Origin of the sequence: Pseudoalteromonas spongiae UST010723-006 (assembly GCF_000238255.3) — a bacterium.
Classification (GTDB): Bacteria; Pseudomonadota; Gammaproteobacteria; order Enterobacterales; family Alteromonadaceae; genus Pseudoalteromonas; species Pseudoalteromonas spongiae.
In genome coordinates this window covers 2,060,748-2,074,969 of record NZ_CP011039.1, presented here as the reverse complement: position 1 = coordinate 2,074,969, position 14,222 = coordinate 2,060,748, and the positions used below count along the sequence as shown (strand labels likewise).

Annotated in this window: 8 protein-coding genes and 1 pseudogene; 6 read left to right on the top strand and 3 right to left on the bottom strand. The window is 41.7% G+C overall.

The window, feature by feature from the left end; all coding sequences use genetic code 11:
• The first annotated feature begins 123 nt into the window (after window positions 1–123).
• Window positions 124–960 (top strand): flagellar protein MotY, encoded by an 837-nt coding sequence (locus tag PSPO_RS09670; RefSeq protein WP_084616552.1) that lies wholly within the window; start codon window positions 124–126, stop codon window positions 958–960.
• Window positions 961–1,013: 53 nt separating this feature from the next.
• Here PSPO_RS09670 and PSPO_RS09665 read toward each other — a convergent pair whose 3' ends face one another.
• Together PSPO_RS09665 and PSPO_RS09660 are read right to left on the bottom strand one after the other, a co-directional pair.
• Window positions 1,014–1,343 carry a hypothetical protein gene (locus tag PSPO_RS09665; protein WP_010559649.1) on the bottom strand — a complete coding sequence of 110 codons (330 nt, stop codon included), beginning with the start codon at window positions 1,341–1,343 and terminating at the stop codon, window positions 1,014–1,016.
• A gap of 14 nt (window positions 1,344–1,357) precedes the next feature.
• A complete protein-coding gene (locus PSPO_RS09660) occupies window positions 1,358–1,792 on the bottom strand; it encodes a CBS domain-containing protein (RefSeq protein WP_010559650.1) in 435 nt (144 codons plus the stop codon).
• Between the two features lie 372 nt (window positions 1,793–2,164).
• Here PSPO_RS09660 and PSPO_RS09655 point away from each other — a divergent pair, with 372 nt between their 5' ends.
• The gene (locus PSPO_RS09655; protein ID WP_010559651.1) at window positions 2,165–4,963 is read left to right on the top strand and encodes a collagenase; all 2,799 of its coding nucleotides are present in this window, start codon (window positions 2,165–2,167) and stop codon (window positions 4,961–4,963) included.
• Between the two features lie 65 nt (window positions 4,964–5,028).
• Here PSPO_RS09655 and mnmC read toward each other — a convergent pair whose 3' ends face one another.
• Window positions 5,029–7,011, bottom strand: coding sequence for a bifunctional tRNA (5-methylaminomethyl-2-thiouridine)(34)-methyltransferase MnmC2/FAD-dependent 5-carboxymethylaminomethyl-2-thiouridine(34) oxidoreductase MnmC1 (gene mnmC / locus PSPO_RS09650; RefSeq protein ID WP_010559652.1), 1,983 nt, complete (start codon window positions 7,009–7,011; stop codon window positions 5,029–5,031).
• Between the two features lie 207 nt (window positions 7,012–7,218).
• Between mnmC and fabB the strand changes: the two genes are divergently transcribed.
• The 4 genes and pseudogenes from fabB to PSPO_RS22030 form a co-directional block, all read left to right on the top strand.
• The gene (gene fabB / locus PSPO_RS09645; RefSeq protein WP_010559653.1) at window positions 7,219–8,433 is read left to right on the top strand and encodes a beta-ketoacyl-ACP synthase I; all 1,215 of its coding nucleotides are present in this window, start codon (window positions 7,219–7,221) and stop codon (window positions 8,431–8,433) included.
• Between the two features lie 116 nt (window positions 8,434–8,549).
• The gene (locus tag PSPO_RS09640; RefSeq protein WP_010559654.1) at window positions 8,550–9,677 is read left to right on the top strand and encodes a 4-phosphoerythronate dehydrogenase; all 1,128 of its coding nucleotides are present in this window, start codon (window positions 8,550–8,552) and stop codon (window positions 9,675–9,677) included.
• Between the two features lies 1 nt (window position 9,678).
• Window positions 9,679–10,695, top strand: a complete 1,017-nt coding sequence (locus PSPO_RS09635; RefSeq protein ID WP_010559655.1) for an aspartate-semialdehyde dehydrogenase — start codon at window positions 9,679–9,681, stop codon at window positions 10,693–10,695.
• A 321-nt stretch (window positions 10,696–11,016) separates the two neighbouring features.
• Window positions 11,017–11,391, top strand: a pseudogene (locus tag PSPO_RS22030) (FimV/HubP family polar landmark protein); the annotation flags it as partial.
• Between the last annotated feature and the right edge of the window lie 2,831 nt (window positions 11,392–14,222).

Here is a 14,222-nt window from a genome sequence, read left to right as displayed (position 1 = left end):
CTTAAATTTTAATAGGGTGTTGCTTGTTGCAGCGGTGTTTTAATTTAACCAAGCGTTTATCAGATTTAGGAGACCTCAGTGCGAGTAAAAAAGCAAGTACAGTGTTTGTTCGTTGGTCTGTCGATGGGTGCTGTGTTTTCTGCCAATGCGGCGCTACGTAGTTACGGCGCAGCTGAAAGCAATGCAATTTGGAATACCCCTGAAGCATCACGTTTAAGTTGTCAGTTAGAACATAATATTCCGCGCTTTGGTAAGGCGCGGTTTTTAGCGACTGCGAGTAAAGATAAACCGCTGCATTTCACCTTAGATATGCTTATTAAGCCAGAAGGGTACGATGTTGCTGATGTGCTGTCAGTGCCACCTATTTGGAAAGCGGGTAATCCTGCGCGTAGCTTATTTGATGCTAATTTGTTGAAGCAGTTTGACACAGAGCTAGATTCAAAAGCATCTTGGTTACTGCTAACCGAACTTGAAAAAGGTAATGTCCCTACGTTTTATTATCAGGATTGGCATAACAGCCAAGACAAGATCAAAGTTGAATTGTCGTCGGTTAATTTTCGTCGTAATTACTTAAGCTTTTTAGAGTGTCGCGATGCGCTATTGCCATTTAGCTTTGATGATATTGCGTATACAGTGATGCGATATGAGTCGAATAGCAGCGAGTTAACGCGCGATTCGAAAAAGCGTTTAGAGAAAATAGGGTTATATTTGGAGAACGATCCTAATATTGATTCGGTGGTAATTAATGCCTATACCGATTCATACGGTGGTCGTTATATTAACCAACAACTTTCTGAAAAGCGTGCCGATGCAATTAAAAGCTACATGACTGAAAAGGGCATAGCAGCAGAGAAAATTGTTACGCAAGGGTTTGGCGAAAAACGCCATGTTGCAACCAATAACACCATTATTGGCCGTGGCAAAAACCGTCGGGTAGTTATTCAAATAGAAAAGGTTTAGCGGTCTTTAGCAGATAAGTCTGTTAAGACGGTTTCTAAATTATGATGACGAAGTTATTTCGTCATCATAATACTTACTTCACACCAACTTTCTTGCTGGTAAAAACCAATCTTAACGCGTTTACCCGAAACCGTATAAAAATATGTATAGCGGCCAATGTCTTCTGTGATGGTTTCTGGCTCACCTAAGGTATTGCGATAAAACGCCATTACAGAATCTAAGTCTTGTTTTACAAAACCGGAGATGATCATAGGGTAATCGTCTTCAAGTGCCATACGTACTTGAAAATCGTTCGGAAGGGGTACGTCGTCAATATTTGCTTGCGCCGCAAAGCTAAAGCTCATTAAAACGCCCAGTGCGATACTGCAACATAACTTCTTCATTTTATCACTCCTGATCACCCATTTGTGGGTTTACTTTCTAATAGTGTTAAGGATAGTCTAACGAAATCGGATGAGGTAACTATTCCTTGCAACTGGTTGTTGTCGTCTACGACAGGCAAACATCCGTGCCGATTGTTTAAGAAAAAGCGTGCCGCCTCGGTCAATGGCATTGTCGCGTTGGCAAAAACCACGTCTTTATCCACTAGCTCTGAAACAGGTACTTGCTTTTCCCTTCTATTTAACGCATTTACGCCGTATTTGTCTAGTAAATACATGGTTTTAGCAAGCACACTTTTTTGTGTCACCATACCGTAAAAAAGGCCATTCTCTAAAACAGGAATATGGCGAATATTATGATCTTTCATCATTTGGTGAACATCAGCCATCGTATTGTCTAGTTCAATTGATAGCACGTCACACGTCATTAACTCTGCAATTGTTTTTGTCATAACTATTAACTTATTAGTGAACTTAATATTAAGTTTAGCGCTTATTTGTTTTGTCGCTTTGCGCTAGGGCAATGTAAGCCTGAATAACTGTTGTTTTTAGTGCAATTAAACCTGCCAACACTTCATCTCAAAGTAACTATTGCAAATATAGCGTGATTTTCTAATACAATTTTCGCATTTTTACAATATAACCAATTGAAAAATATGCATTATCAAAAAAACTGTTAGTTTGCCCCTATATTTAGAACAAAAGTTAATATATTGTATACAGTATATTGAATCCATGTTTTACCGGTTCAATATGTCGTTCAGCAACGAAACTCGATACTGGTTTTATCGAAAAATTATGACAACAACAATTGGAAATAAACAATGAAACTTACAAAATTGGCGTTAGTGCTTGCCACATTAAGTTATGGTCAAAGTGCGTTTGCAGCCAGCGCGCCTATTTCACAAAATCAACCTAAGGTTCACCATCATGGTGTTGAGTCTAAGCGCATGGACAACGCGCCTACTGCGGTAACCACTCAACAATCAACGCACACTTTCGATCACGCACATAAACACGTTCATACGCTTAAATCACAAAGTATGCAGCAAGCAGTTGCGGCAACGTGTGATGTGAACGCTTTAGCAACGAGCAACTCAACCCAGCTAATTAGCGAAATTAAATCGCAGGGTACAACTTGTGTTAATGAACTATTTGGTGCAGCGAGTAACATTCAAGTTGCGGCGTACGATTCAAATAATATGTACGCAGTAGCGAATCACGTTAAAAACCTTGCTGATAGCTATCAAGGCGGTGGTGATAACGATATCGAGGCATTATTTTTGTATCTGCGTGCCGGTTATTATGTGGAGTTTTACAACGACCAAGTAACGTTTGCGTCTTGGGTAAAACCAGCTGTTAAGAATGCCATTGATGCATTTGTAAATAATAGCCATTTTTATGATGACAATGATGCGCACGGTAAGACACTTTCAGAAGTACTTATCACAATGGATAGCTCTGAGCAGCAAGATGTGTATTTACCAGTGGTTGTTGAATGGCTAAACCGTTGGAATGCAAGTTACGCAGGCAAGTGGAATATGCGTAGTGCGGTAAACGGCGTATTTACAATTTTATTCCGTGGGCAATGGAATACTGAATTTAAAAATAAAGTGGGTTCAGCGAATGATTTGGTAAGTGCACTTGCAAAGTTTACAACAAGCACGTATATGATCGACTCTGATGCTGAATTTATGATTGCAAATGCAGCACGTGAATTAGGTCGATTAAAACAATACCCAGGTACTATTCAAACAGCTGTTGATGCAGCGTTAAATCGTATTTTCACTGATTACCAAATGTATGGGTATGGCGATTCGGTATGGTTAGGTGCGGCAGATACAGCGGGTTACCACGGCAGCTGTGATACTTATAATATTTGTGGATTTGAAGAGCAACTTGAATCCCAAGTGTTATCACAAACGTATACCTGTAGTAGCACGATTAAAATTCGTTCACAAAATATGACTAGCGCGCAGCATCAAGCTGCGTGTAGCAAAATGGGTTATGAAGAAACGTATTTCCACGGTCAATTGCAAACCAATAACACACCGGTTGCTGACGACGTGAACAGCCAGCTACAAGTGAATATTTTTGACTCAAGTGACGACTACGGTAAATATGCGGGTGTTATTTTTGGTATTAACACTAATAACGGTGGTATGTACTTAGAAGGTAACCCATCAACACCGGGTAACATTCCAAACTTTGTTGCGTATGAAGCAAGCTATGCGAATGCCGACCACTTTGTATGGAACTTAGAGCACGAGTATGTACATTATCTTGATGGTCGTTTTGATTTGTACGGCGGCTTTAACGCACCAACAGAAGCAATTGTGTGGTGGAGCGAAGGTGTTGCAGAGTACATTGCAAACGAAAACGATAACCCTGCGGCAATTGATACCATTAAAGATGGTTCGACTTACAGCTTAGGTACGGTATTTGAAACAACATACGATGGTTTTGACCAAGATCGTATTTACCGTTGGGGTTACTTGGCAGTTCGCTTTATGTTCGAAAATCATCGCGATGAACTAAACCAAATGTTAGCGTCAACACGTTCAGGTGATTGGGCAGGGTATAAATCACGTATCAATACTTGGGCAACAAACTATGATGCTGAGTTTACGCAGTGGACACAAGCACTTGCTAACGGTGATACAAACCCACCACAAAATAAAGCACCTGTGGCGGTAATTAATGGTCCATACAGTGGCGAAGTGGGCGAGTTAATTTCGTTTACGAGCAATGGCTCTTATGATGAAGAATCAAGTATCGCGTCATACAGCTGGGACTTTGGCGATGGCACAACAAGTTCAGAAGCTAACCCAAGCCACAGTTACGCAACCGCGGCAGACTATGCAGTAACACTTACTGTGACTGATTCAGAAGGTGCAAGTGCTAGCGTGTCAACTACAGCAACAGTGACAGGTACACAGCCACCAGTTGGTAATGAGCTACAAAACGGCGTAGCGCAGCAGGTAACGGGTAACACCGGCGATGAGAAACGCTTTGTTGTAAACGTACCTGCAAACGCCAGTGATTTAGAAATTACTTTAAATGGTGGTTCGGGTGATGGTGACTTATATGTGAAGTTTGGTGATGCACCAACAATGGAAAGCTATGACTGTCGTCCATATGTTGGCGGTAATAGTGAGCGTTGTACTATCGCACAGCCACAAGCAGGCACTTATCACGTAATGGTTTACGGCTATGCTAATTTTGATACACAACTAAAAGCTAACTACACAGTACAAAGTGGCGGTGGTTTTAATGTACCAAATGCATGTGCAACAGAGGGCCCAAGTGGTGGCGGTCGTTTATACGATGGCGATGTAATGTGTCTTGCGGAACAAGAACCAATTTGGTTAAGCATTGCGGATGTAAGTGGTGCAACAAGTGTAGCTATTACTACGTCAAATGGTTCTGGTGACATTAATCTAGAATATCGTAATGGCGGTTGGCCAAGTGCTGGTAGTGTAGATGCATCATCACAAAATGTGGGTAATGGTGAGTGTATTTACATCACCAACCAAAGCGAGTATTGGGGTTATGTAAAAGTCTCAGGTACTGCAAGTGGTGCGTCGATTGTTGTCGACTTTAATACGCCAGGTTGTCGTTAATTTCCCGAAATTAACTCTCAAAAAAGCCGCATAGTGCAAACTATGCGGCTTTTTTTATCGTTTTTTTATCGCTTGTTGCGTTTTAAATCGCGCACAATAAAGCGATTAGGATGTAGCATTTCACTGATATGGGTTGGCACAGGCAATGGTTCGTCACAAAGTGCCGCTACTAACATCTCCGCAGCGAGTGGCGCTGTACATAGCCCGCGCGCACCTAAGCCGGAAAACACAAATAAACCGTTATTTGGGTTAGCATTAGTTGCAAAGTCGTAATGTTTGCCGTTTCTCAGTGGCGCAAAGTTGTTTAACAATGTGTCTTCATCGGGAACTTCACCAACGATTGGTTGATGATCTGGAGTTGTGCAGCGAATAGCGGCTTTAGCATCGAGTATTGATTCTTCGGTGATCCCCAACTGCTCGGGATAAAACGAGCGCAATTGATTTAAATTAATTAAGTTGTCGCTACTACTAATCTCTCGACTCATACTATGTTTTTCGAACGTTGCGCCCATACAGTGAGTGTTATCTAACTGGGGAGTGAAATACCCTTTATGACACAGCACGGTTTTTAGTTTTTGCGATAAGCCGTTTGCCATAACGCGGGTAACTTGACCACGTACAGGGCTAAATGGCAGTACTTGGGTTTGTGAAAAACGGGTAGTTAACTCACCGCAGGTGATGAACACTTGGCTAAACTCTCCAACACTTTGATTGTTTGAATCAATAAGTTGATAGCCATTTTGTGTTTTTACAATATCGCTAATTTCGGTGTTAAAAACGATATTATGTGATGTATAACTATTACTCGCAGCGAAAATAGCGTTTACTAATGCCGGTGGTTTTACCCAGCCAGCTTCACTAATAAATAAGCCAGAAAAGTTAGCCTCAAAACCGGCAATATCGTTTGCTTGTTGTGCTGATACACCGCGAATTAAAGAACTTGGCCACGCGCTTTTTTCTATAAGACGTTGTTGAATCTCTACTTTACTGTCGCTGATGCCATGTAATAGTACACCGCACCAATCGTGTGGATAGTGATAGCCATCATCATGTATTTGCTGATAAACACGTTTAGCATAATAAAAGCTATGAGCAAAAAACTCGCTTATGGCATTAAAATCAGCTTGTAGATTTGGGTAAACAGCGCCTTGGTGATTATGCGACGCACCTTTTGCGAGTGCATCATCTTTACAAAAAATATCGCAAGCTATGCCCCGTTTTGCAAAGCTGTAAGCTAAGGTTGCAGTGGCAATGCCGCCGCCAATAATTGCAACTTTTTCAAGTGATTGCGTGCTACGCTCAAAATAGGCTGGTTGTGTACTGCTTTGATTTGCTTTTTCTAATGTGCCAACCACCATTTCACGTTTACGGCCGTAACCTTTTACTTTTTTTACGCTAAAGCCCGCATCGGCAAGGCCTCGGCGTACAAAGCCGGCGGCGGTAAAAGTGGCAAAGGTACAGTCGCTACGCCCCAGGTTGGCCATGCCATCAAATAACGACTGTTGCCACATATCAGGGTTTTTACTGGGGGCAAAACCATCAAGGTACCAGGCATCGACAATGCCGTTTTCACCGTAACAAAGCTGTGGCAGGGTGTCTTGAATATCGCCAAACCACAAATCCAATATAACGCGACCTTGATCAAACTCTAAACGATGACAGCCTGCAATGGCAGTTGGATAACTTGCGACAAGTTGCTCACTTAAGCTTGTTAACTCTGGCCAAGCAGCAAGCGCTTGTTGCAGCGCTGATTGTTCAAGCGGGAATTTTTCAAAGCTAATAAAATGCAGTTGTTCAACTGATTTGTCGCTATCTTGGTTAAACCGCTGCCAGGTGTTTAAAAAATTTAGCCCTGTACCAAACCCCGTTTCAGCAATAACAAAGTGCCTTCTAGGATGATGTTGCCAACGCGAAGCAATATTGTTTTGTTGAAAAAACACATAATCTGACTCTAACAAGCCGTTATCGTTCGAAAAATACACATCATCGAAGTCTTGTGCGACCGGTGTGCCTGATTCATTAAACTCAATTTTTGCGTGGCGGATCATAATTATTTAAAACAAACTTAACGTAGCGCTATTGTACGAGATATAGGGGGGCGGTTAAACTTGATTTAGAACAATTAAGTCTTATTTATTTAGCAGTTAAAGTTAAAATACTGTAAATTCGAAACACGTGTACGCTGAGATTAGACCAGTTTTTTGTAAATAACACGTAGAATAGAGCACAATTATCTTTGTAGAAAAGGTTTATCCATGAAAAGAGCCGTAATTACGGGTATCGGTATTGTTTCAAGTATCGGTAATAATCAAGAAGAAGTACTTGAATCATTAAAAGCAGGCCGTTCAGGCATCACATTCAATCAAGAGTTTGCAGATTTAAAATTACGTTCAAATGTGAGCGGTAGCATTGATCTTGACCCGAAAGAGCATGTTGATCGTAAAGCATTCCGTTTTATGGGTGACGCAGCAGCGTATTCATATATCTCAATGCAACAAGCAATTGAAGATGCTGGCCTAAATGAAGAGCAAGTTTCTAACCCGCGTACGGGCATTATTGTAGGTTCAGGTGGTGGTTCATCTAAGTATCAAGTTGAAGCTGCTGATATTCTTCGTGAAAAAGGTGTTAAGCGCGTAGGTCCATACATGGTACCGCGTACTATGGCATCAACTACGTCAGCATGTTTAGCAACACCGTTTAAAATTAAAGGTGTTAACTACTCAATCAGTTCAGCATGTGCAACGTCAGCACACTGTATTGGTAACGCGGTTGAGCAAATCCAGTTAGGCAAACAAGATGTTATTTTTGCTGGTGGCGGTGAAGAACTTCACTGGACATTAGCAATGGAATTTGACGCGATGGGTGCATTATCAACGAAGTATAATGAAACTCCTGAGCTTGCTTCACGTACTTATGACGCAAATCGTGATGGTTTTGTTATTTCTGGCGGTGGCGGTATCGTTGTTGTTGAAGAATTAGAGCACGCGCTTGCGCGTGGTGCGAAAATCTACGGTGAAATCGTAGGTTACGGCGCAACGTCAGACGGTTACGACATGGTTGCACCATCAGGTGAAGGAGCAGTTCGTTGTATGCAACAGGCGCTTGCCACGGTTGAAGGTGAAGTGGATTACCTAAACACGCACGGTACATCAACACCGGTAGGTGATGTAAAAGAGCTTGGCGCAATTCAAGAAGTGTTTGGTGGTAAATCACCTGCAATCAGTGCGACAAAAGCAATGACAGGTCACGCTCTGGGCGCCGCTGGTGTACACGAAGCGATTTACTCAATTCTAATGCTACAAAATAACTTTGTTGCACCATCTATCAACATCGATGAATTAGATGAGCAAGCTGAAGGTTTAGATATCGTAAAAGAAGCGCGTGAAACCGAGCTTAACACTGTGATGTCAAACAGCTTCGGTTTTGGCGGCACAAACGCAACGCTTGTAATGCAAAAATACAAGGGTTAATTAGCGAACGTTTTAGTTATCGCTAAATGAATCTAAGAAAAGCCACTTAAGTGATTGAGTGGCTTTTTTATTCCCGTTAAAATAGCGTATCACCCGTTTGCCTTAATAGGACAAGTATGCGCATTCTTGCAGACCAAAATATGCCTTTGGTCGAAGAGTTTTTTTCAGAATTCGGTGAAATCACTCGATTTGCCGGTCGTGAGCTAGATCCCCAACAACTTATTGATACTGATATTCTATTGGTACGTTCAATTACCAAAGTTGATGCCAATTTATTAGCGCATGCAAACAAACTGAAATTTGTTGGCACTGCAACTATAGGCACTGATCACGTTGATCAAACGCTGTTACAGCAAAAAGGTATCGCGTTTTCCAGCGCACCGGGTTGCAATGCAACGGCTGTGGCCGAGTATGTCATATCAAGCCTACTCGCGCTTGCGCAAGAAGATGATTTTAGCTTACGTGATAAAACGGTCGGTATTATTGGGGTAGGCAATATTGGTAGCCGCCTTGCGGTTAAACTTGAAGCTTTGGGCTGTAAGTTACTTTTGTGCGATCCGCCAAAGCAAGCTGCCGGCGAGCTAAGCGAAGGTGTGTCACTTGATACAGTGATTGAGAAAGCTGATATCTTGAGCTTTCATGTGCCATTAGTAAAAGAAGGCATTCATAAAACAAAACATTTACTTAACCAAGGCAATTTAGCCAAGTTAAAATCAAATGCGATTGTGGTGAACTCATGTCGCGGTGATGTCATTGATAACTCCGCATTGCTCAACTTTATGCAAGCGGGCGGTGGATTATCGTTAGTGTTGGATGTCTGGGAGAATGAGCCGAATATTGAACAAGCCTTACTGCCATACACACGTATTGGCTCAGTGCATATTGCCGGTCACAGCCTTGAGGGTAAAGCTGGTGGAACGGATATGTTGTATCAAGCAGTTTGTCAGCAACTCGGTAAACCAACAACGCACAAAATGGCAGATTTTCTCCCTCAACCTGAGTTTATGGCGGTACATTTAGGCACAACGTTTAGCGATGCAAATATTTGTCAGTTAGTGCATAGCGTGTATGATGCGCGCCGCGATTATGGCTTATTAAAAAACGGCTTAAATAGTGAAGGATTCGATAGTTTAAGAAAAAACTATCCGGGACGTCGCGAATTTAGCACTTTAACGGTAAAATGCAGTTCAACTGCAAATGCAAAACGTTTAAGCCAACTGGGCTTTAACGTGATTGAGGAATAACATGTCACAAAAATTCAATGTTGCCGTTTTAGGTGCAACGGGCCTAGTAGGCCGTCAAATTATCGAAACACTAGAAGAGCGTAAGTTTCCAATTGATACGCTGTATTTATTGGCATCAGAGCGCAGTGCAGGCGAAGATATTAAGTTTGCAGGCGAAGACATTGAAGTGATTGATGTTGAGACCTTCGATTTTGCTAATGCCCATATTGCCCTGTTCTCAGCGGGTGGCAGCGTTTCGGAAAAATATGCGCCAATTGCAGCAGAAGCAGGGTGTGTGGTTATCGACAATACCTCACATTTTCGTTACGACTACGATGTGCCGTTAGTTGTGCCTGAGGTTAACCCTGAAGCACTGAGTGACTTTAGAAATCGCAATATTATTGCTAACCCGAACTGTTCAACTATTCAAATGATGGTGGCACTAAAGCCGATTTATGATGCCTATGGTATTGATCGTATTAACGTAACTACTTATCAGTCTGTTTCAGGTGGTGGTAAAAAAGCGGTTGATGAGTTAGCAAAACAAACAGCAAACCTAATGAATGCGCGTCCACTTGAAAACGACGTATTTCCTAAGCAAATCGCGTTTAATGTGATCCCACAAATTGATTCGTTTGAAGATAATGGCTACACCCGTGAAGAGATGAAAATGGTGTGGGAAACGCAGAAAATATTCGGCGATAGCAGTGTAATGGTTAACCCAACGGCTGTGCGCGTACCTGTATTTTATGGTCATGCAGAAGCGATTCACTTAGAAACGCGTATGCCGGTAGATGTTGAACATGTGAAGCAGTTGTTAAACGATGCGCCAGGCGTAGAATATATCGAAGACGAGCAAGACTACCCAACACCGGTGACAGATGCGAGCGGCAATGACGCGGTATATGTTGGCCGTGTACGTCAAGATATTAGCCATCCACATGGATTAAATTTGTGGGTTGTATCTGATAACACACGTAAAGGTGCGGCAACAAATAGTGTACAAATCGCAGAGTTGTTAATCGAACAATACCTATAATTGTCATTTCTTTGATGCCAAACAATTATACCACCGTAATTGTTTGGCATTATTCGTAACTTATTGAGTTTCAGTTTAAAGCGGCATGTTCAAATACTGAGATAATGTAATCCCGCCAGTTACTTTACTAATGCTAATTAATGGATATTCAGTGTTTTCTGGTTTATAGTTTTACGCTGAAAATTATAAAAAGAGTCGCACTATTTTAAGATGTTACAGCTAGGAAACTATAAAAATGGTGCAAACTTTGCATAAGTTTGATGTTCGAGCACCGTGTTCAAGAACATATAAACTTCTCAGAGTTAATATTAAAGGAAACCCATGCGCAGCTTCTTTTCTTCAAAAGCGATAATTTTATTTTCGGCAGTGTTGCTAGGTGCATCGACCCTATCATTCGACCTTTTTGCCGACAGCACTCGCATCCGCGGACCGAAAAACGTAGATATCGGTGAACAGGGGAAACGTTATGGACCAATTCGCGATTCAGACACGCTATGGCGTATCGCAACTAAATTAAGACCTGATAACTCGGTTACGATTTATCAGGTAATGCAAGCGATTTATCAGAAAAACCCCAATTCTTTCCTCGATAATAATATTAATCACTTGCGCCCTGGCGCTTATTTAGCAATGCCATCAATGCGCGAGATCCGAAGCATTAATGCAGGCTTTGCCCAAGAGCGTTCAGAGCTAGATGACAAACTTTGGGATAAAAAGGTTAAAGGCGAACTTACTCAAACCGAAATCGACGTTGTTGCAAAGCAAGCAGAGCAGGCGAAAAAAGAAGATGTAATCGTTGCTAAAAAAGAACTAAGTGACGAAATTAAGCAGGCAAAAGAAGCACAAAATGAGAAGTTAGAGCAGCTTAAAGACGAATTTAAATCATCGGTTGATAACGTTGAGGCAATTCTTAACGAAAATGAAAACCTGAAAAAGCAAGTTACCAGCTTATCAACTGAACTTGAGCATATTCGCGGTCAATTAGACAGCGATAGACAAACACTAGACGAATTAAAAGCGCTACTTGCTGACCAGCATCGCATTCTTGCAGAACAAGAAGCCAAGGCCAAGGCTGAGGCAGAATCATTTAGTTTACAAAATTTGACAAATAACCCACTGCTGTTAGTCGTGCTTGCACTTATTCCTGGGTTTTTAATTGTTGGCGGCGCAATTTATTGGTTTAAATCGCGTGCAAATAAAGTTGAACCTGAAGAACCTATTTTTGATACACCAATGTCAAAGGTACCAGACCCTATCGTAAACGATACGTTAGATGATGATTTAAGCGATGGGTTAGATGACGTTCTGGCAGATAACACAGTAGACGATGATTTAAGTTCAGGTTTAGACCAAGGATTAGACGACCCATTTGATGATGTGCTTGATCAAAGCTTTGACGATGCACTAGACGATGATGTTGTTGCACTTGATGATGATCTAGACGATACATTGGGCGAACCTGAAGACTTGCTCTACGAAGATGAAGAGCCTGCGCTCGAAGAAACTAACTCGCTGCTAGATCAAGATGAGCTTGACGGTCTACTAGGTGATGCACTTGATGATGATTTGCTAGATGAAAGTGATTCAGATGACCTCGTGCCAGATTTAAATAATGATAGCGCAGACGACGAATTAGCAGATGCTGACGATATTGATGCGATTCTAGCGCAAGATTTTGACACAGGCGCTGATAGCGATGATGTGGCGATTGACGAAATAGCAGAAAGCGATAGTGAAATTGAACTAGATATTCCAGAAGAGCAAGAGCCGCTCAGTCAGGAAGAGCCTGATGTAGCTGATGTCGATGCTATTATGGATGAGCTAAGTAATGATGAACTAGAGTCTGAAGTAACTGAAAGCGAAGAAGAGAAAGAACCTGAAATCCAATTAGATATGGATGATATTGATGCGATGATCAATGAGGTTGAGGCTGATGATACTGACCTAACCAATCTTGATGCATTAATCGAAGAGGCTAACTCAGACGCAGAACGTCTAGCTGCGCAACAAGCCGCTGCAGAAGCTATTGCAAATACAGACACATCAGAAAATGAACTTGAAGATTCGCTCGATTCAGATGATATTTCTGTTGACACATTAGAGGAACAAGCAGCGGAAGTTGAGACAAGCGATGTTGATGATATTGACGCATTGTTAGATGAAGCTGCGCAGTCGACAGAAGCTACTGAGTCAGATGATGATATTGATGCCTTATTAGAGCAGACAGCTGAAAGTGATAACGGATCGGCACTTGATGACATCGATGAGCTAATTGAACAAAGTGTAGAATCAGAGTCTGAATTAGATGCGACAGAGTCAAATGATACTGAAATTGATGTTGATGATGTAAACGTTGAAGCAGCTTCCCTTGAAGATGAAATCAGCTCTGAAGCGTTAGACGAGCCAGTAGAAGAATCACTAGATGATTCACTCGAAGACTCGTTGGATGACACACTTGCATCAAGTGAAGATGCGCTAGATGAATTAGATGAACTTGATACGATTGCGTCAGAAGCGGAAGAATTAGAAGCGTTTGAACTTGATGAAGCGTCTAGTAATGCCGATATCGATGAAATTGATGTTGACGACATTAATGTTGAAGCTGCCCTTGAAGACGAAATAACCTCTGAAGAATTAGATGAGTCAGTAGAAGAGTCGTTAGATGATTCACCTGTATCTAATGAAGAGGCGCTAGATGAGCTTGATGCAATTGCGCCAGAAGCGCTTGAATCTGATGAAGCGTCTAGTGAAGCTGATATCGCTGAAATTGATGTTGATGATGTAAACGATGAAGCTGTCGCCCTTGAAGACGAAATAATCTCTGAAGAATTAGATGAGTCAGTCGAAGAGTCACTAGATGATTCATTTGCATCAAATGAAGAGACGCTAGAGCAATTAGATGAACTTGATGCGATTGAGCCAGAAGCGCTTGAATCTGATGAAGCGTCTAGTGAAGCTGATATCGCTGAAATTGATGTTGATGAAGTCAACGATGAAGCAGTTGCTCTTGAAGACGAAATAATCTCTGAAGAGTTAGACGAGTCACTAGAAGAATCACTATATGATTCACTCGAAGAGTCGTTAGATAACTCCCTCGAAGACTCGTTGGATGACACACTTGCATCAAGTGAAGGTGCGCTAGATGAATTAGATGAACTTGATGTGATTGAGCCAGAAGCGCTTGAATCTGATGAAGCGTCTAATGATGCAGATATCGCTGAAATTGATGTTGATGATGTAAACGGTGAAGCAGCCGCCCTTGAAGACGAAATCATCTCTGAAGAATTAGACGAGCCAGTAGAAGAGTCGTTAGATGATTTACCTGTATCTAATGAAGAGGCGCTAGACGAGTTCGATGAACTTGACGCAATTGAGCCACAAATAACAGCTTCAGAAGATATTGACGCATTTGAGTCTGATTTAACGGATATTGATGCTAACAACTTCGATAATTTAACTGAGCAAACGGTCGAGCATGATTTATCGATGCTTGATGAATCTGCATCTGACGTGCAAACAGCAGATGA